Here is a 17,860-nt window from a genome sequence, read left to right as displayed (position 1 = left end):
CGCAGACCCGCCTGTTCTCGGCGGCGCGGTTACTGCGCCTTCGCTTGGGAGGTGCTCGGCGAGGCGTCCGAGCAGCGCGGAGGCGGCGGTCGCATGTCCTCTTCCGCGCTCTCGGGGACCTAGACGCTGTCGGCGACGGCGCCGCTCTCGGCCTCCTCGTGCAGCGAAGTGGTCAGCGCGCGCAGTGCCGGCAGTGCGGCGTCCAGTGCGGCCCGGTCCGCGCGCGACAGCCGCTCGATGTGCGCGCGGACCAGCACCGAGCGCCGGTCCTGCCACTCCTGCAGCCGCTTCTCCGCCTCGGGCGTGGTGTGCAGCAGGGTGGCGCGGCCGTCGCCGGGGTCGGCGGAGCGCTCCAGCATGCCGAGTTCCGCCAGGCCTTTGACCAGCGTGGACACCGAGTTCCCGGCCAGTCCCAGCTCCTTGGCGGCCTCGGACACCCGCAGTCCAGGATGCCCGCGCACCAGGCGGAGCAGTTCGACCTCGGCGCCGCGCAGGCGCGGCAACGGCAGCCCGGCGCGCAGCCGGCGCCGGATCAGCCGATTCAGGCCTGCCAGGAGGTTCTCCAGTTCCGAAGGCTCGGTGGTACCCGTCATGCCTCGATTTTAGCTCTGTGACAGAGCTAATTGAAGGTGAGACCGGGATTCTGTCCCGTGTGCCACGTCACCGGTCGAGCAAACCGAGATCGCGCAGGCTCTCCGCGGACTCCACGATCGTGGCCTCGGCCGGGCGCGGACGCCAGCCCAGCTCCTCGCGCGCCCGGTCGTTGTGGATCACCGGACGCGGCGGCTCCGGACCGTCGGCCTCGGCGGTCGGGGCGAGCGCCGCGAGGTCGCCGAGCCGGTCGCGCAGGATCGCGGCGACTTCCACGAAGCTCAGCGCCGGGCCGTCGGTCAGTGCCAGGAACCGCTTGCCCGCGGCCTGCGGCGCCGCCATCGCGCGCAGGTGCAGATCGGCGACGTCGCGCACGTCGGCGACGCCGAACCGGGCTCGGGGCGCGACGCTCATCGTGCCGTCGAGCATGGCTTTGATCAGGGCCATCGAGGCACCCAGGACCGGGCTCAGGGTCGGGCCGAAGATCGCCGTCGGGTTGACGACCACGAGTTCGGTGGCGGCGCCGGCCATCAGGTCCCACGCCGCGCGCTCGGCGATCGCCTTGGACCGCGGATACGGCGCCAGCCCCGGCGTGTCGGGGTCGGTCCAGTCGGCCTCGGTGTAGTCGGCGTCGGGCTTGGGCGTGTAGCCGATCGCCGCGAACGACGAGGTGAGCACGACGCGCCGCGCGCCGGCGTCCCGCGCGGCGCCGAGCACCCGCAGCGTGCCCTCCCGCGCCGGGACGATCAGCTCGTCGGGATCGGCCGGCTGCGCCACCGGGATCGGGGAGGCGACGTGGTGGACCTCCTCGACGCCGGCCACCGCCGCCTTCCAGCCGTCGTCGGCCATCAGGTCCGCGGCGACGACCTCCAGGCCGGCGTCGTCGGCGCCGCCTCGGCGCACCGCTTCGCGCAGACCGGCTTCGCGGCTCAGCGAGCGCACCGTGGCGCGCACCGGCCGGCCCTCGCGCAACAACGCGGCGACGACGTGGGTCCCCAGGTAGCCGGACCCGCCGGTCACCAGAACAGGGTTGGTCGGATTACTCATCGCACTGCCTCCAAGCGCTCCATCACGGCCACCATCCGTTCGGTGGACGCGGCTTCGGCGACGGCATCGCCCTTGGCCCGGGCGTCCCACAGCACTGCCTTCTCCCGCAGGTAGCCCAGCCGCGCCTGCTGCGCGGCGATCTCGGCCTCGACCCGCTCGGCGTGCCGCAGCAGCAGATCGCGCTGCTCCCCCGCCCGGGTCCGCCCGATGCGGCGGTTGGCCAGGTAGGCGCGCATGTCGTCGATGCCCATGCCGACCGCGCGCAGGCACGCCAGCACCTCGACGGTGTCGAGGTCGGCGGTGCGGTAGCGGCGGTGGCCGCTGCGCTCGTCCCGGTCGATCGGACCGACCAGGCCGACTTCCTCGTAATAGCGGAGGGTCGGCTCGCTCAGACCGGTGTGCCGGGACACTTCCTGGATGGTCAACGCCGTGGATGCCGATGCCGTCATGAAGGCAGCTGACCACACCTCAAGCGCTTGAAGTCAACCGACGGCCGCCATCGGCGCGGCCGTCGGTCGCCGTGATTCGTGATGTGAGGACTCGCTCCTTAGCGCGGCGGTCCGACGATCGCGCTGCCGTACTGCTCGGAGACCGCCGGGTCCGGCTTGATCTCGAAGCCCTCGGGGCGCGGCGTGCTCAGGTCGCGGCCGACGGCGCGGAACATGCCCTCGATGCCGGCCGGCGTGTTGATCATCAGCAGGTCGGCACGCTTGGAGGTGATGCGGTAGCCGTGCGGATGCCGGCGCGGCAGGTAGACCACGCCGCCCTCGGACAGCTCGTACTCCTGGTCGTCGCACCACACCAGCGCGGTCCCCTTGATCAGCAGGAAGACCTCGTCCTCGCGGGTGTGCACGTGGTAGGGCGGCGCCTCGCCCTCGGCGACGTCGAAGCGGCCGATCATCAGGTTCCCATCGGTGGCCGCCCCGTCCAGGAGCATCGCGAGCGTCCCCCCGTCGAGCCATTCGAGCTTCTGCTGCTGATCGGGCTGTGAGACGTAGGCCATGCTCATGGCGAACTCCGTTCCGCTCTTGATCGCTTAAGCGGACGATATCGTCCGCTTAAGCGCGGAATCAAGGCACGTACACGTCGCCGGGTTGGCACCCACCGCGCACCCGCTGCGAGGATGAGCGGATGGAAGCGTACGGAGACGACGACATGACCGCGCAGTACGTCACGCTGCGGACGATGACGGCCGAGGAGTACCGCGCCGCGACCGAGCAGCGCGAGGCGGAGTCGGTACGCGTACTGAGCAGTGCCATGCCGGAGGAACTCGCCCGAGAGCGCGTCGCGCACGGCACCGCGAAGTACCTGCCCGACGGCCTGGAAACCGCCGGCCACCACCTGCTGACCGCCGAGAACGCCCGCGGCGAGGCGGTCGGCAACGCCTGGGTCGGCCCGGACCCGAGCCAGGCCGCCGGCACGGCGCGATCGGCATGGCTGTACGACCTCAACGTCTTCGCCGACTACCGGCGCCGCGGCTACGGCACCGCGATCCTCGCCGCCGTCGAGAAGCTCATCGCCGCCGAGGGACAGAGCACCCTGGGACTGAACGTCGTCAGCGACAACGCCGCGGCGATCGCGCTGTACGAGCGCAGCGGCTACGCCGTGGCGTCGATGGTGATGCGCAAGCAGGTGTAGCTGATCGCGCTACCGATCTGGCTCCCGGCCTAGCTTCCGGTCAGCACCGAACCCCCGTCGACCGTGATCACCGTCCCGGTGACGAACTCGTTCTCCATCAAGTACAGATGCGTCGCGGCGATCTGCTCCGCCTCGCCGATCGTGCCGGTCAGGGTCCGCTTCGCCATCGCGGCGAACATCGTCGCGCGCTGCGTCTCCGGGACGCGGTCCCACATCGGCGTGCGGATGGCGCCGGCGCGGACCACGTTCACCCGGATCGGCGCCAGCTCCACCGCCAGGCCTCGCGCCAGACCCTCGATCGCGCCGACGCCGGCCGCGCCGAGGGCGAAGCCGGGGACCGGGCGCACGCCGACGGTGCCGGAGGTGACCGAGATCGAGCCGGTCGGACTCAGGTACGGGATCGCGTGCTTCACCGCCGCGACCGAGCCCCAGAAGCGCACGTCCAGCCGCCGGCGCGCCTCGGCGAGCGGCAGCTCGGCCACCGGGTGCGGCGCGACCGCGTCGCCGGCGGTGTAGACGAGGTGGTCCAGGCGGCCCACCTGCTGGAACAGCGCCGCGACGGCGTCCTCGTCCGTGGTGTCGGCCACGACGCCGGCGCAGCCGTCGGGCAGGTCGGCGAGCGCCGCGTCCAGGCGCCCCTTGTCGCTCGAGGCGATCGTCACGCTCGCGCCGGCGAGCGCCGCCGCCCGGGCCGTCGCCAGTCCCATGCCCGAGCTGCCGCCGATGACGACGACCCGGTGTCCGGTCAGTGCCATGATCCGTCCTCCTGCTGTGCGATGCGGCTGCCTCAGGGACGGACAGCCGCCGTGATGTCTCACTGAGACATCACGGTAGCGCACGATGTCTCACTGTGTCATCACTGCTAGACTGCGGCCATGCCGCGCTGGGAGCCGAGTGCCGAAGACCGCCTGCGCGAGGCCGCGCTCGCGCTGTTCCTGGACCGCGGCTATGAGAACGTCACCGTCAGCGACATCACCGACCACGCCGGGCTGACCCGCCGCACGTTCTCCCGCTACTTCGCCGACAAGCGCGACGTGCTGTTCGCCGGCTCAGACCGGCTGCCGGCGGTCATCTCCAAAGCGGTGCGCGACGCCGACCCCGCGCTCGGTCCGGCCGAGGCGCTCCTGGCCGGACTCGCCGACACCGGCACGATCCTGGCCCGGAACGTCCCCCGCTCCCCCGAGCGCCGCCGCGTCGTCGCCGGCAGCGCCGAACTCCAGGAGCGCGAGCGCACCAAGCTCGCCGCCGTCACCGACTCCCTGACCGAAGCGCTTCAGGAACGCGGCGCGTCCGGCACCGCCGCGCGGCTGCTCGCCGACGTCGGCATCGCGGTGTTCCGGACCGCGTTCGCCGGCTGGACCGAGGAGCCGGACGGCGCGGACTTCCCGGTCTACGTGCACGAAGCCGCGGCCGAACTCACCAGCGCCCTGGCACCGATCGCGCAGCGGGACTGATCGCCCGCCAAAGCGCTTGATCCAATCGCATGACCCTGACATCGCCTGGGCATAACGGCCTCATGCCCATGGGATGCCGGCGTCGGACGATCTCGGCCCGGGCACCCCCATGTAACGATCGCATCAAGGTCTTGTCCATATACCGAACCGGTTTGACCCTCGCCCGAATCCCGACCTACCTTCTAGACATGTCCCCGATCATCACGGCCCGCATGGCGTTCTTGGAACGCGCGCTGCTCGCTGTGACGAACCACTGCGTCGCGGACATCCTCTGTAGCCGTTAACCGGCCCTCTCCGCGCGATCTGCCGCGGACCCCTGTGCTCAAGCGCTTCGCTTCTCCTCAGTGCCCGCCCGCGTCGGCGCGCACTGCTTTCCCTCGTCTTCCTCGTCTCCCCGGAGAGGTTTTCCCATGCGGAGAATAGCCGTCCTTTCGGCTGCCCTGGCGCTGGTCGCCGCGGGGGCGGCCGCGTGCTCGTCGTCAGCGGGCCACACCTCGACCGGCACCGCCGGTTCGGCCGCCTTCGACCCCAAGACCTGCCAGGGCGGCACCCTGGAAGTCCTGAATCAGGACAGCATCAGCAAGATGGACCCGGCGCGGATCTACACCTCCGGCGGCGGCAACATCCCCTCGCTACTGTTCCGCACGCTCACCACGCGCAACCGGCAGCCCGGGCAGGACGGCGCCAAGCCCGCGCCGGACCTGGCCACCGACCTCGGCACGCCGAGCGACGGCGCGAAGACGTGGACCTACCACCTTAAGAGCGACATCTTCTTCGAGGACGGCACGCCGATCACCGCGCAGGACGTCAAGTACGGCATCGAGCGCTCCTTCGCCCCCGAACTGCCCGGCGGCGCCCCGTACCTGCGCGACTGGCTGGTCGACGCCTCGAACTATCAGGGCCCGTACAAGGACCCGAACGGTATCGCGGCGATCGAGACCCCGGACGCCAAGACGATCATCTTCCACCTGCGCAAGCCCGAGGGCGACTTCCCGCTGCTGGCCACCGCCACGCAGTTCGCCCCGGTGCCCAAGGCCAAGGACACCGGCGTCAACTACGACAAGCACCCGATCTCCTCCGGGCCCTACATGGTCGCCAGCTACGACAAGGGCAAGACGCTGGACCTGGTCCGCAACCCGCACTGGTCCGCCGCCAGCGACCCGCTGCGCTACGCGTGCCCGGACAAGATCGACGTCACCTCTGGTCTGAACCCCGCGGTCATCAACCAGCGCATCGCCACCGGCAGCGGCCAGGACGCGAACGCCGTCACCACCGACGCCACCATCGGCCCGGACCAGCTGGCGCAGCTGAACAGCAACCCCTCGCTGGCCAAGCGGGTGGCGCGCGGCGAGTTCCCGGCGACGACCTACCTGGCGTTCAACACCAAGGTGAAGCCGTTCGACGACATCCGCGTCCGCGAGGCGGTCTCCTACGCGATCAACCGCACCACCGCGGTCAACGCCGCCGGCGGCACCGCCGTGGCCGGCGCCTCGACCACCTTCCTGCCGCCGCAGAAGGCGCTGGGCTACCAGCCCTACGACGACTTCCCGGCCGGCGCGACCGGGGACGCGGCGAAGGCCAAGGATCTGCTGGCGCAGGCGGGGTATCCCAACGGCCTGACGATCACGCTGTTCCACCAGTCCGACGACGCCAACAACCTCGGGCCGAAGGAGGCCACCGCGATCCAGGACGCGCTGAAGGCGGCCGGCATCACGGTGAAGCTGAACCCGGTGGACGACGACAGCTACCAGGACGTCACCGGCAAGCCCAGCAGCGAGCCCGGCGTCTCGCTGCAGTACTGGGGCGCCGACTGGCCCTCCGGCGCGCCGTTCCTGATCCCGATCTTCGACGGCCGCGAGATCATCGACAGCGGCGGCAACTTCAACATGGCGCAGCTGAACGACCCGGGCGTGAACGCCGAGATCGACGCGATCAACGCGATCACCGACCCGGCGCAGGCGCAGGCCCGCTGGGGCGCGCTGGACGCCAAGCTCGGGCAGCAGGCGCTGACCGTGCCGCTGTTCTACGAGAAGGACGTCTACCTGTTCGGCAAGAACGTCAAGGACGCGGTGCCGGACGGCTGGCGCGGCCAGTACGACCTGGCCCGCGTGTCGGTCAAGTAAGGCCGCTGCGTTGACCATCCTCACCGAGGCGGCGGCGGGCTCCGGCCCGTCGTCGCCGCCGCTGCCCGTCCCCCGCAGCCGCGGCGCGCTGTGGCGGCGCCTGCGCAAGGACAAGGCCGCCGCTACCGGCATGGCCATCATCGCGGTGATGGTGCTGGTCGCGCTCTTCGCGCCGCTGCTGACCGCCCTGGAGGGCCAGAACACCACCTCCCTGCACCCGGAGCTGGTCGACTCCGCCAGCGGCGGCACTCCCCTGGGCTCGCTCGGCGGGATCAGCGCGAGCCACTGGTTCGGCGTGGAGCCGCAGACCGGCCGCGATCTGTTCGCGCGGCTCGTCTACGGCGCCCGGATCTCCCTGGGCGTCGCGCTCGGCGCCACCGTGCTGCAGGTGCTGATCGGGGTCTCGGTCGGCATCGCCGCCGGACTCGGCGGGCGGGCCACCGACGCCGTGCTGTCGCGGCTGACCGACCTGACGCTGGCGTTCCCGTCGGTGCTGTTCGCGATCGGGCTGATGGCGATCGTCCCGGGCTCGGTGCCGCGGCCGCTGATCCTCGCCGTGGTCATCGCCGTGCTCGGCTGGGGCAGTACCGCACGGCTCGCGCGCGGGCAGGCGCTGTCGCTGCGCACCCGCGATTACGTGGCCGCCGCCAAGCTCTCCGGCGCGCCGCCGCTGCGCGTGGCCCGGCGGGAGATCCTGCCCGGGCTGGTGACGCCGATCCTGACCTACGCCGCGCTGCTGGTGCCGACGAACATGATCTCCGAGGCCGGGCTGTCGTTCCTGGGCGTCGGGGTGCGGCCGCCGACGCCGTCCTGGGGACAGATGCTCTCGGCCGGCACGACGTGGTTCCGGCCGGACGTGATGTACGTGCTCGTCCCCGGCGGCGCGCTGTTCCTGACCCTGCTGGCGTTCACGCTGCTGGCCGACGGGGTCCGCCGGACCCTGGACCCGCGCAACACGGAGGTCGCGCCGTGATCGGCTACCTGGTCCGCCGGATCATCGGCGCGGCGATCGTGCTGCTGGCGCTGTCGGCGATCGTCTACGGGCTCTTCTACGCCGGACCCTCCGACCCGGCGCTGCTGGCCTGCGGCAAGGGCTGCACGCCGGACCGGCTGGCGGTCGTGAAGTCCTCGATGGGACTGGACAGGCCGCTGGCGGACCAGTACCTGTCCTTCCTGCACGCCATCTTCGCCGGACGCGACTTCTCCTCCGGGCCCAGCGTCCAGCACTGCCCCGCGCCGTGCCTGGGCTACTCCTTCGCCACCGACCAGCCGGTGACCACGATCCTGAGCACCGCGCTGCCGGTCTCGGCCTCGCTGGCGCTCGGCGCGATGGCGCTGTCGCTGCTGCTGGGCATCGGCGCCGGGCTGGTCACGGTCCTGAGCCGGCGGCGCTGGCTGGACCACGGGCTGAACGCCGTCATCCTGGTCGGCTACGCCACCCCGGTGTTCCTGGTGGCGCTGGTACTGCTCATCGTGTTCTGCGCCGACCTGCAGTGGCTGCCGTTCCCGACGTACGTGCCGCTGACGCAGGACCCTGCCGGCTGGGCACAGAACCTGCTGCTCCCGTGGTTCGCGCTGGCGCTGATCCAGGCCGCCGCCTACGCGCGCATGACCCGGGCCCAGACGCTGGAGACGCTCGGGGAGGACCACGTCCGCACGGCGCGCGCCTACGGCCTGCCCGAGCGGCGCGTCATCACCGGGCACGTGCTGCGCGGCGCACTCACCCCGCTGGTCACGATGGCCGCCATCGACCTGGCCGGGATCATGACCTCCGCGGTGCTCACCGAGACCATGTTCGGCCTGCCGGGCATCGGCCAGGCGCTGGTCAGCGCGGTCGGCAGCACCGACCTGCCGGTGATCGTCGGCGTGACGCTCACCGCCGGCGCGGTCTACGTCCTGGCCAACGCCGCGGCCGACATCCTGTACGCGGCGATCGACCCCCGAGTGGAGCTGGCATGACCGCGACGAACGCCGGCACGACCGCGGCGAACCCGGTGCTGGAGGTCAAGGGCCTGAGCATCGACTTCCCGGTCCGCGGCGGCGGTGTCACGCACGCGGTCAAGGACCTGGACTTCACGGTCCGCACCGGCGCGGCGCTGGGCATCGTCGGCCAGTCCGGCTCGGGCAAGAGCGCCACCGCGCTGTCCCTGCTCGGCCTGCACCGCGGCACCTCGGCCCGGGTCTCCGGCCAGGTCCTGGTCGACGGCGTGGACCTGGTCTCGGCGACCGACACCGAGGTCCGCAAGCTGCGCGCCTCCAAGATCGCCATGGTCTTCCAGGACCCGCTGACCGCCCTGGACCCCTTCCACACCATCGGCGACCAGATATCCGAGGTCTACCGCCTGCACACCAAGGCCTCCCGCACCGAGGCCCGCGCCCGCACGATCGAGGTCCTGCAGCAGGTCCGCATCCCCGACGCCGGACGCCGCTACCGCGCGCACCCGCACGAGTTCTCCGGCGGCATGCGCCAGCGCGCGCTGATCGCCATGGCCCTGGCCTGCCGTCCGGCGGTGCTGGTCGCCGACGAGCCGACGACCGCGCTGGACGTGACGGTCCAGGCACAGATCCTGGACCTGCTCGACGAGGTCCGCGCCGAGACCGGCATGGCGCTGGTCCTGATCAGCCACGACCTCGGCGTGGTCGCCGGCACCGCCGACGAGGTCGTGGTGATGCACGAGGGCGCGGCGGTGGAGACCGGCTCGGCGGAGCAGGTGCTGCTGGATCCGCAGCATGCCTATACGCAAGGGCTGCTGGCGGCGATGCCGCGGTTGGATTCGCCGCTGCCGGAGCGGGTTCGGGTGTCGGGGGGCGGGGACGCCGGTTCGGTGGCTGCCGGCTCGGTGGCTGCCGATTCGGTGACGGCTGATTCGGTGGCTGCCGGCTCGGTGGCTGCCGATTCGTCGGCTGCCGATTCGGTGACGGCTGATTCGGTGGCTGCCGATTCGTCGGCTACCGATTCGTTGGCTGCCAGCCTGGTGGCTGCTGATTCCTTGACTGCCAGCCCGGTGGCCGCCGACTCGGTGGCTGCCAGCTCGTCGGCTGCCGACTCGGTGGTTGCCAACCCGGTGGTTGCCAATCCGGTGGCTGCCGATTCGTCGGCTGCCGACTCGCCGCGTCCAGATGAGGCGCTGGTCCGCATCGAAGACGTCGCCAAGCACTATCGCCGCGGCGGCGCCGTCTTCGGGCGCCGGACCGAGCCGCTTCGCGCGGTGGACGGCGTCAGCCTGGAGCTGCGCGCCGGCGAGACCCTCGGCCTGGTCGGCGAGAGCGGCAGCGGCAAGACCACCCTGGCGCGCATGCTCGTGCGGCTGCTGGAGCCCTCGGCGGGGCGCGTGGTCTTCAGCGGCACCGACATCTCCGCCCTCGACGAGCGCCGGCTGCGGCCACTGCGCCGCGACCTGCAGATGGTCTTCCAGGACCCGCTGTCCTCGCTCAACCCGCGCCGCTCGGTCGGCGAGACCATCGCCGATCCCCTGCGCATCGCCGGACAGTCCTCGGACTCTGAGATCCGCGCGACCGTCGCCGACCTCATGACCAAGGTCGGCCTGGACCCCGCGTCCTACGACCGCTTCCCCCACGAGTTCTCCGGCGGCATGCGCCAACGCGTCGGCATAGCCCGCGCCCTAGCCCTGCGCCCGAAACTCCTGGTCTGCGACGAACCAGTGGCGTCCCTGGACGTCTCCACGCAAGCCGTGATCCTGGATCTCCTGCGCGACGTCCAGCAGGAATACGGCCTCACCCTGGTCTTCGTCGCCCACGACCTGGCCGTGGTCCGCCAAGTCGCCGACCGCGTAGCAGTGATGCGCTACGGCAAGATCGTCGAACTCGCCGACGCCGCAACCCTGTTCCAGTCCCCCCAGCACGAGTACACCCGCACCCTCCTGAACGCCGTCCCGATCGTCGACCCGGCGGCAGCCCGAGCCCAGCGGCTGCGCCGACGCGAGGCGCTGGCGGCAGCAGTGGTCTGAGCCACCGGCTTGGCGCCCGCCTAACCGTCAGCGGCGGCCGACTCCACACCCGGAGTCGGCCGCCGCAGCCGCCACCCGGCATAAGCCAGCGGTCCCAACAAGATCGGCAGCACGTATGTCAGTGCTCGCGCCAGCAGCACCGCCGCCGTGACGCGCGCTGTCTCGGGCGCCGCCAGACCGGCTGCGAGATAGGCGGTCAGTCCGATCTCGATCACGCCGACGCCGCCCGGCGTCACCGGGACCGCCGAGAGCACGCGCGCCAGTGCGAACCCGGCCAGGCAGCGGCTCCAGGGCACCTGCGACTGCGGTACTCCGCAGGCCAGCAGGCATGTCTGGAACACCAGCAGCCAGCCCAGGTCGTTGCCGATGCTGGCCAGCGTCAGGCGGCGGCTGCGTACCCGCAGGAGTTCCACCGCGTCGTCGCGGAAGCGCACCACCGCGGCGGCGATGGTGGTCGGTGCGGTGCGTCGCACCAGGCGGAACAGGCGGTCGGCCCAGCGCTGCGCCCCGCGGCCGACGGCTTGCGCCGCGCGCTCGTCACGCAGGGACCGGCGCACCAGCACCACCCCGGCGACGAACGCCCCGGCGCAGATGGCCGCGCCCAGGCACAGGGTCGCCACGGCGCCGTTCCCGGAGGTCAGCCGTCCGCTGGCGGCCAGCACCAGCACCACCGCCGAGGGCGTCGCCAGCTTGGCCAGCGTGCTCCACACGCCGGTGACCCCGGTGTAGACCGCGAACGAGCGGCGGCTCAGTCCCCAGCTGGACAGCATCCGCCAGCTCACGCCGACCGACACCGCGCCGCCGGCCGGGACCGTGTTCGCCACGGCGGTCGAGGCCAGATTCACCGCCGCCGCGCGCCGCAGCGGCAGCCCGGGGATCGCGGCGGCGATGAACAGCCAGTTGGCCAGCAGGTTCACCGCAGCGGCGGCCAGGACCAGGACTGCCCATCCGGATGTCAGCTCTCGAAGGGTGCTCAGCACCCCGTGATACGGCGCGAGCTTGGGCAGCCCCCATCCGAACGCCGCCACGCACACCGCCACCGGAATCAGCACCCCGGCCGCGCGCCGCCCCCGGCCACCGACCTTCCCCACAACGAAGCCCCCTCCGTCCCTGCCAAGAGTGCCTTGACAAGAACACCCCTGATAAGGAAGGAGGCTAACCAATCACGCCGGTCTAGGAGACGCCGACTACTCCTTGGCCACGCGCGCATTGTGCACCCGGAGCCGGACCGCCACCGCCGCCAGCGAGGGCACGGCGACGTCCAGCGCCTCGGCGCGCGCCACCAGGTCGCCGAAGATCTGCTCGGCCTCGACCGGCAGCCCGGCGGACAGGTCGCGGAACAGCGAGGAGGTGTCGTCGCTGCCCTGCGCGGTCAGCATGCCCCGGTAGACGCCGATCTCCTGCTCCGAGACCGGGTGTCCGGCCGCCGCCGCGACCGAGGCCGCCTCGGCGAGCACGGCCTCGGCCAGCGCCGTGCCGCCGGGGACCGCGCCGACCTCGCCGACGGTGCCGCCGCCGAGCACGCAGACCGCGCCCAGCGCGGCGATGAAGGTCCACTTCGACCACATCGCCCCCAGGATCCGCTCGGACAGCGCGGTGTCGAACCCGGCGTCGGACAAGGCGGCGTGGACGGCGCGGACCTGGTCGTCGACGCTGCCGTCGCGGCGTCCGTAGGCGAGGCGGTGCATGCCGGCCAGGCGCAGGATGTCGCCGTCGGCGTCGATCGTGGTCATGACGTAGGCGATGCCGCCGAGCACGGCCTGCTCGCCGAACCGCTCGACCAGCACGTCGATCTGCCGCATCCCGTTGAGCACCGGCACGATCAGGGTGTCCGGACCGACCGCGGGCGCCAGGTCCGCGACCGCGCCGGTCAGACCGGACTCCTTCACGGTGACCAGGATCAGGTCGTAGGGACCGTCGATGGTGTCGGCGGTGACGAGCCGGGGCTCCAGCACCGTCTGCTCGCCGAGCCCGACGATGCGCAGACCCCGCTCTCGCAGGGTGCGGGCACGGCCCTCGCGGACCAGGAACGTCACGTCGCGGCCGGCCTGCGCCAGCCGTCCGCCGAAGTACCCGCCGGTGGCTCCGGCTCCGACAACGAGAATCCGCATTACGCACCCCTCCTGGGAGACGACAGTCCTCCTGTGGCGAACCACGCCACGCGGGTGATCATTCCCGAGATCATCCGTTCGGAGCAACGGATGCGGCATAGAGCCCGGCGGATCGGGACCCTGGAGGGTATGAGAGCACTCATCAACCCCCGAAGCGCCGCGCGCCTGGCCGCCGCGTCCGTCGTCGCTCTGTCGCTGGCTCCGGTCAGTGCCGCCGCATCGGCCGCCTCAGCCACGCCGAGCCGGCGCGCGCCGGTCTACGACCTCTGCGACGGCCACAAGTGGTCCTTGTTCGGCTGCCGCAACGATCCCGCGCTCCGGGTCCGGCAGCCGGACACCGGATCAGGACTCGTGGTCGGGCCGGCGGCGGGCCGCCAGCACGGTGCCGATGCCGGCGAGCAGTGCGGTCAGGGCGGTGACGGCGCCGAGGGCTGCTGACATGGGGACTCCGGTATCGGGGAGGCTGCGGGCCTTCTTGCCTGTGTGGAAGGGGAGCCGCGGGTAGTTCTTCTTGGGGGTCACGTGCTTGGGCTTGGGCGTGGGACTCGGCGTGGGACTCGGCGTGGACGGCGGAGGCGTCGGCGTCGGCTGGACGGCAGCCGGCGCCAAGGCGGCCTCGACGAGCCCGCGCTGCTGCGGCACGGTCGCCGCGCTCGCCACGTTCGACGCCGCCGCCACCGGGAAGCCGACCGTGCCGGCCTCCAGGTCGAAGCGGATCGGACCCTTGGCGAACGCCGGGAGCCCGATCAGCGTGCCGGAAGCCGCGGTCGAGGGCTCGTCGGCGACGGTGACGCCGTTCCCCGCGCCGGTGCTGTAGGCGGCCGACCAGCCCGCCGCCGGAACGCCGACGACCAGTGAGCGCCCGGAGGGCCAGACCCCGGCCGGACCACCGGGGACGTTGAGCGCGAACTCGGGCGTGCCGGTGTCGAACATCGCCGGTCCGCAGGTCTTGCGCAGCCCGGTGCCCTCGACGCAGGTCTGCACGGCGCGCGGGTTCCAGGACGGCGGCATCGCCAGGGCGGCCGCCTCGGGGCGGTTCGTCGCCGGGGCGCCATCCCGTAGCGCGCCCGCGCGGGAGGCATACGAGCCCGTATATGAGCTCACGTAGGCGCGCGCGTCGTAACCGCTGGTAGCGCCCCGGTGATGGCTGCCGGCGTCCGGCGTCCGGGGCAGCTGCACCAGACCGTACCCGGCAGCGGGAACGTTCAGCATGACCTCGCCGCTGACCTGGGCCGGGTCGTACCGCACCGCGAACTGTCGGCCGAGGTGCCTCCCGGCGGCGTCGTGCAGCGCCCACAACGGATTCACCAGTCCGGAGATCTCCTCGGGACTGACACCCATGATGCCGTCGAGCACCCCGCCGAACATCGCCGGCTTGACGCCGTGCGCGGCCGGGCAGTCCGGCTTGTCAGTGAAGCAGTCGGTGGAGCGGACCAGCTCGATCGGCAGCGGACCGGTGTGGTTCTCGCCGATGGCGACGTCGGCGTCGGCCTGGTCGCCGTGCAGCTGGATGCCGCTGCCGTAGCCGTAGGCCGCCGCCGGTCCGGTGACCGCGACCGCCTTGCCGGGGATCTTGTCGGCGGCCACGCGGATGCCGGTGGAGCCGGTGTCCAGCAGGAGCAGGAGCGGGACGCCGCCGATCGCGACGGTGACCACCGGGCGCGGCGCGGTGTCCGGGTCGGCGACGGAGAACGGGATCGAGCCCGAGGCGGGAACGGCCGGCGCGGCGGGCGCCGACGGTACCGCGGCGACCGCCGACGACGTGGCGAGCACCCCGCCCACCAGCCCGATCGCTGCCGCCGTTGCCGAGAGCCGTGTGGCCAAGGTCCCCATCCGTCCGCCCGAGGTTGCCGAAGACGGGCCCAACTCTGGGCGATCAGGACCCGCCGACACGAATCGCTTGCGCTGAACGGATGACGCCTCGCCCGAATCCGTTCCCTTACGCTGCCGCGACCTGCGAACCTGGCTCGCGACCGGGCGGCGGAGCCCGGCTCAGGACCCTGGCGAGGAGACCCCATGAAGCCGACCGAAGCGGCGATCGGCGCCCCCTGCTGGGCCGAGTTGGGCACGGCGGACGTCCCGGAGTCCGGCGAGTTCTACAGCACCCTGTTCGGCTGGACCGTCACCACCGACCCCCGCACCGAGGCGGGCGGCTACACCATCGCAGCCCTGCACGACGTCCCGGTCGCCGCCTTGTCGCCGCTCTACGCCCCCGGCCAACCGGTCGCCTGGACCGTCTCCTTCGCTGTCCTGGACGCCGACGCCACCGCGGGCCGAGCCGCCGAGGAAGGCGGCGCGGTCCTGATGGCGCCGATGGACATCTTCGACAGCGGCCGCTTCGCGGTGCTGCGCGACCCCGCCGGCGCGATGTTCACCGTCTGGCAGCCCCGCGCCTTCCAGGGCTTCGGCCTCTGGGACGAGCCGGCAGCCGCCTGCTGGGTGGAGCTGGCGACCCGCGACGTCCCGGCGGCGAGCGCCTTCTACCAGTCCCTGCTCGGCTGGTCGGTCAGCAGCGACGCCTATTCCCACCTCAGCGCCGCCGGCCGCGAGTTCGGCGGCGTGCAGGACATGAACGCCACCGGCGTGCCGGAGGACGTCGCAGCCCACTGGCTGCTGTACTTCAAGACGCAGGACACCGCGGCGACGACGAAACAGGCGGCGGAGTTGGGCGCGCAGATCCTGGCCGGGCCGTTCCGCCTGCCCGGTACGGGCTACGTCGCGACGCTGCGCGATCCGCAGGGGGCGGTCTTCGCGCTGTACGAGCCTGATGGTGAGGATGCGGAGGCGGCGTAGCGGACGCCCCGATCGCCGAAGACACATCATCGAAGACACGCAATGGTCTGCGATGCGCGCGTGTCCCTGGTGCGCGATGATCTGGGATACCTTCGCTGGGATACCTTCGCCTTGGCGGTGTCGGGAAATCCTCAACTCCATCGTCGGGGACCGACTAAGGCTGGCCTGAACACATGACGCGGAATCGCTACGCGGACCTGCTGCGGGTCGTGGCCATCTGCGGGGTGGTCTACGGCCACTGGCTGCTGGTCTCGGTCACCTACCAGCAGGGCCGGCTGTCCGGCGTCGATGCCATCGACTACATCCGCTGGGGTCGCTGGGTCACCTGGGCCATGCAGGTGATGCCGGTCTTCTTCCTGGTCGGCGGCTACGTCAACGCCGGCTCGTGGCAGCTGCACCACGGCGAGGGGCAGACCTGGACCCGGTGGGTCCGGGACCGGGTGATGCGGCTGATGTGGCCGACCGCGGCCTACATCGTCGTGGCGCTGGTCGGAGTGCTGATCGCGCAGGCGGCGGAAGTACCGTCGGCGGAGCTGCGCGAGATCGCCTGGCTGACGGCGCTGCACCTGTGGTTCCTGCCGGTCTACCTGCTGCTCAACGCGCTCACGCCGGTGTTGCTGGCGGCGCATCGGCGCTGGGGATTGGCGGTGCCGGCGGCGATGGCGGTGGCGACCGGGCTGGTCGAGGTGGTCAGGCTGGCGCCGGGCCTGCACTTCGTCGGATACGCCAACTACCTGTTCGTGTGGGGCGGCATCCACCAGTGGGGCTTCTTCTGGTTGGACGGCACGCTCACCTCGCCGCGCCGGCGTCCGTACGTGCTGTCCCTGGTCGGGGCGGCGTTGCTGGTGGGGCTGGTGGCGTCCGGTGCGTTCAAGGTCGACATGGTGGGGTCCGGCAACACGAACCCGCCGTCGGTCGCCTTGCTGGCGTTCGCCGCGGCGCAGTCGGGTCTGGTGCTGGCGGCTGAGCCGTGGTTCACCCGGCGGCTGGCCGGCCCGCGCCTGTGGCGGCGGATCAGGCGCTTGAACAGCGTGGTCATGAACGTCTACCTGTGGCACTTCGTGCCCGCGCTCCTGGTCGCGCTGGTGTTGTACCCCACTGGGGTATTCGGGCAGGCCGCCATCGGCAGCGCGCAGTGGTGGGAGCAGAAGGCGATCTGGCTGGTGCTGCTGACGCTGGTGCTCATCCCGGTCGTCGCGGCGGTCAGCTGGGCCGAGCGGCCGATGCTGCGGCTGCCCGGCGGGATCGGGCCGGTCGGCTGGTGGTCACCGGTACTGCTGGTGGTCGGGATCGGCGCCGCCGCGCAGAGCCTGGCCATGTTCGCCGTGGACGGGTTCGCGCCGGACGGCGGGCTCCCGGTCCCGGCGCTGAGCGGGTTCGCCCTCGGCCTGCTGGCGACGCTTCTCACCGGCCGCGCGCCGCAGCCCGGCGGCGACAACCACCGGCCACAGCGCCTGCAGGCCGGTGACCACGCGCTCGGCGACCCCGGCGTTCCCGTGGCCGTGCAGTTCGAGCAGGAACCAGGCGGCGGCGACCAGTACCAGCACGGTGAAGATGGTTGAGACCGCCGGCCGCAGCGGCAAGGGCGCGGCCGGCCCGCGTTCGGCGGCCAGCAGCGGCCACACGGCGAGCGTCGCGAAGCCCATCCCGGTCGCCACGACGTGCTGCGTCGTGGTGTCGCCGTGGCCCGGCTCCGGGAACAGCGCCACCGCGATCGAACACGCGCCGCCGAGCAGCAGGCTCAGCCGCCCCGCCGGACGCACCCCTTTGAGCCCGAACGCCGTGACGAAGTAGCACACCCCGATGCCGGCGAACACCGAGGTCATCAGCCATCGGTCGGTCGCCCCGTAGGCGGCGAGCGCACTGATGGTCTGGGAGAAGGGGTCGAAGCCCGTGGGCTGGAGGGCCGTCGCGGCCGTCCAGCCGCCGATCAGGATCACCGGGGCTGCACCAGAAGTCAGCAGCGCCCACCACGGTATGAGCGACATATATCCACGGTAAGCCCCGCGGCTCGAACAAACACGTCGAAATCGGCCGTCGCCGCTCCCTGTCACCCAGAGGGTGGCAATCCGGGCTCGAGAAGCGGAGCCCACGGCCGATCTCTCATAAAGTGATTGTCATTCTGCTGACCTCTT

17 protein-coding genes and 1 pseudogene are annotated in these 17,860 nt (G+C 71.9%); 9 read left to right on the top strand and 9 right to left on the bottom strand.

The features are described 5' to 3' along the window. Positions 1-119: 119 nt before the first annotated feature. The 4 genes from CACI_RS22575 to CACI_RS22560 form a co-directional block, all read right to left on the bottom strand. Entirely contained in the window at positions 120-593 is a 474-nt protein-coding gene (locus CACI_RS22575) for a MarR family winged helix-turn-helix transcriptional regulator (protein WP_015793156.1), read from the bottom strand. A 67-nt stretch (positions 594-660) separates the two neighbouring features. After that, positions 661-1,638, bottom strand: a complete 978-nt coding sequence (locus CACI_RS22570; protein WP_015793155.1) for an SDR family oxidoreductase — start codon at positions 1,636-1,638, stop codon at positions 661-663. Continuing rightward, complete coding sequence (locus CACI_RS22565; protein ID WP_015793154.1) at positions 1,635-2,087, bottom strand: MerR family transcriptional regulator; 453 nt, start codon at positions 2,085-2,087, stop codon at positions 1,635-1,637. The genes CACI_RS22570 and CACI_RS22565 overlap by 4 nt, the downstream gene beginning before the upstream one ends. A 98-nt stretch (positions 2,088-2,185) precedes the next feature. After that, positions 2,186-2,647 (bottom strand): cupin domain-containing protein, encoded by a 462-nt coding sequence (locus tag CACI_RS22560; RefSeq protein WP_015793153.1) that lies wholly within the window; start codon positions 2,645-2,647, stop codon positions 2,186-2,188. A gap of 122 nt (positions 2,648-2,769) precedes the next feature. Between CACI_RS22560 and CACI_RS22555 the strand changes: the two genes are divergently transcribed. After that, positions 2,770-3,276, top strand: a complete 507-nt coding sequence (locus tag CACI_RS22555) for a GNAT family N-acetyltransferase (protein ID WP_015793152.1) — start codon at positions 2,770-2,772, stop codon at positions 3,274-3,276. A gap of 29 nt (positions 3,277-3,305) precedes the next feature. Here CACI_RS22555 and CACI_RS22550 read toward each other — a convergent pair whose 3' ends face one another. Continuing rightward, positions 3,306-4,031, bottom strand: a complete 726-nt coding sequence (locus tag CACI_RS22550; RefSeq protein WP_015793151.1) for an SDR family oxidoreductase — start codon at positions 4,029-4,031, stop codon at positions 3,306-3,308. Between the two features lie 120 nt (positions 4,032-4,151). Here CACI_RS22550 and CACI_RS22545 point away from each other — a divergent pair, with 120 nt between their 5' ends. The 6 genes from CACI_RS22545 (at position 4,152) to CACI_RS22525 (ending at position 10,821) form a co-directional block, all read left to right on the top strand. After that, positions 4,152-4,730: a TetR family transcriptional regulator gene (locus CACI_RS22545; RefSeq protein ID WP_015793150.1), complete on the top strand. Its 579-nt coding sequence runs from the start codon at positions 4,152-4,154 to the stop codon at positions 4,728-4,730. Positions 4,731-4,918: 188 nt separating this feature from the next. Next, positions 4,919-5,014, top strand: coding sequence for an Ms4533A family Cys-rich leader peptide (locus CACI_RS53905; protein WP_317623749.1), 96 nt, complete (start codon positions 4,919-4,921; stop codon positions 5,012-5,014). A gap of 126 nt (positions 5,015-5,140) precedes the next feature. Further along, the gene (locus tag CACI_RS22540; protein ID WP_015793148.1) at positions 5,141-6,853 is read left to right on the top strand and encodes an ABC transporter substrate-binding protein; all 1,713 of its coding nucleotides are present in this window, start codon (positions 5,141-5,143) and stop codon (positions 6,851-6,853) included. Between the two features lie 10 nt (positions 6,854-6,863). Then, a complete protein-coding gene (locus CACI_RS22535) occupies positions 6,864-7,826 on the top strand; it encodes an ABC transporter permease (RefSeq protein WP_015793147.1) in 963 nt (320 codons plus the stop codon). Further along, complete coding sequence (locus CACI_RS22530) at positions 7,823-8,812, top strand: ABC transporter permease (protein WP_015793146.1); 990 nt, start codon at positions 7,823-7,825, stop codon at positions 8,810-8,812. The genes CACI_RS22535 and CACI_RS22530 overlap by 4 nt, the downstream gene beginning before the upstream one ends. Then, positions 8,809-10,821 (top strand): dipeptide ABC transporter ATP-binding protein, encoded by a 2,013-nt coding sequence (locus tag CACI_RS22525; RefSeq protein ID WP_015793145.1) that lies wholly within the window; start codon positions 8,809-8,811, stop codon positions 10,819-10,821. Before CACI_RS22530 ends, CACI_RS22525 begins: the two co-directional genes overlap by 4 nt. Positions 10,822-10,841: 20 nt before the next feature. On the opposite strand, the gene CACI_RS22520 is transcribed toward CACI_RS22525, so the two are convergent. The 3 genes from CACI_RS22520 to CACI_RS51375 form a co-directional block, all read right to left on the bottom strand. Further along, positions 10,842-11,912 carry a lysylphosphatidylglycerol synthase transmembrane domain-containing protein gene (locus tag CACI_RS22520; RefSeq protein WP_015793144.1) on the bottom strand — a complete coding sequence of 357 codons (1,071 nt, stop codon included), beginning with the start codon at positions 11,910-11,912 and terminating at the stop codon, positions 10,842-10,844. A gap of 96 nt (positions 11,913-12,008) precedes the next feature. Continuing rightward, entirely contained in the window at positions 12,009-12,932 is a 924-nt protein-coding gene (locus CACI_RS22515) for a ketopantoate reductase family protein (protein WP_015793143.1), read from the bottom strand. Positions 12,933-13,274: 342 nt separating this feature from the next. Continuing rightward, positions 13,275-14,756 (bottom strand): hypothetical protein, encoded by a 1,482-nt coding sequence (locus tag CACI_RS51375; RefSeq protein ID WP_190276795.1) that lies wholly within the window; start codon positions 14,754-14,756, stop codon positions 13,275-13,277. A gap of 192 nt (positions 14,757-14,948) precedes the next feature. Between CACI_RS51375 and CACI_RS22505 the strand changes: the two genes are divergently transcribed. Both CACI_RS22505 and CACI_RS52670 read left to right on the top strand, forming a co-directional pair. Beyond that, positions 14,949-15,725, top strand: coding sequence for a VOC family protein (locus tag CACI_RS22505; protein ID WP_015793140.1), 777 nt, complete (start codon positions 14,949-14,951; stop codon positions 15,723-15,725). Positions 15,726-15,898: 173 nt separating this feature from the next. After that, a complete protein-coding gene (locus CACI_RS52670) occupies positions 15,899-17,287 on the top strand; it encodes an acyltransferase family protein (RefSeq protein ID WP_015793139.1) in 1,389 nt (462 codons plus the stop codon). On the opposite strand, the pseudogene CACI_RS54345 reads toward CACI_RS52670, so the two are convergent. After that, positions 17,213-17,713: pseudogene (locus CACI_RS54345) on the bottom strand (DUF998 domain-containing protein); the annotation flags it as partial. The gene CACI_RS52670 and the pseudogene CACI_RS54345 sit on opposite strands and share 75 nt — an antisense overlap. Positions 17,714-17,860: the final 147 nt, after the last annotated feature.

This window comes from Catenulispora acidiphila DSM 44928 (assembly GCF_000024025.1).
GTDB classification, from domain to species: domain Bacteria; phylum Actinomycetota; class Actinomycetes; order Streptomycetales; family Catenulisporaceae; genus Catenulispora; species Catenulispora acidiphila.
Note: the sequence above shows the minus strand (reverse complement) of the source record. Positions and strands in the feature narration are given on the sequence as shown.

Excerpts from the sequence above, each read along its gene's own strand:
- CACI_RS53905 (WP_317623749.1), top strand. The coding sequence starts at position 4,919 with ATGTCCCCGATCATCACGGCCCGCATGGCGTTCTTGGAACGCGCGCTG.
- CACI_RS22545 (WP_015793150.1), top strand. The coding sequence starts at position 4,152 with ATGCCGCGCTGGGAGCCGAGTGCCGAAGACCGCCTGCGCGAGGCCGCG.
- CACI_RS22550 (WP_015793151.1), bottom strand. The coding sequence starts at position 4,031 with ATGGCACTGACCGGACACCGGGTCGTCGTCATCGGCGGCAGCTCGGGC.
- CACI_RS22575 (WP_015793156.1), bottom strand. The coding sequence starts at position 593 with ATGACGGGTACCACCGAGCCTTCGGAACTGGAGAACCTCCTGGCAGGC.
- CACI_RS22515 (WP_015793143.1), bottom strand. The coding sequence starts at position 12,932 with ATGCGGATTCTCGTTGTCGGAGCCGGAGCCACCGGCGGGTACTTCGGC.
- CACI_RS22570 (WP_015793155.1), bottom strand. The coding sequence starts at position 1,638 with ATGAGTAATCCGACCAACCCTGTTCTGGTGACCGGCGGGTCCGGCTAC.
- CACI_RS22525 (WP_015793145.1), top strand. The coding sequence starts at position 8,809 with ATGACCGCGACGAACGCCGGCACGACCGCGGCGAACCCGGTGCTGGAG.
- CACI_RS22560 (WP_015793153.1), bottom strand. The coding sequence starts at position 2,647 with ATGAGCATGGCCTACGTCTCACAGCCCGATCAGCAGCAGAAGCTCGAA.
- CACI_RS22505 (WP_015793140.1), top strand. The coding sequence starts at position 14,949 with ATGAAGCCGACCGAAGCGGCGATCGGCGCCCCCTGCTGGGCCGAGTTG.
- CACI_RS52670 (WP_015793139.1), top strand. The coding sequence starts at position 15,899 with ATGACGCGGAATCGCTACGCGGACCTGCTGCGGGTCGTGGCCATCTGC.
- CACI_RS22565 (WP_015793154.1), bottom strand. The coding sequence starts at position 2,087 with ATGACGGCATCGGCATCCACGGCGTTGACCATCCAGGAAGTGTCCCGG.
- CACI_RS22555 (WP_015793152.1), top strand. The coding sequence starts at position 2,770 with ATGGAAGCGTACGGAGACGACGACATGACCGCGCAGTACGTCACGCTG.
- CACI_RS22540 (WP_015793148.1), top strand. The coding sequence starts at position 5,141 with ATGCGGAGAATAGCCGTCCTTTCGGCTGCCCTGGCGCTGGTCGCCGCG.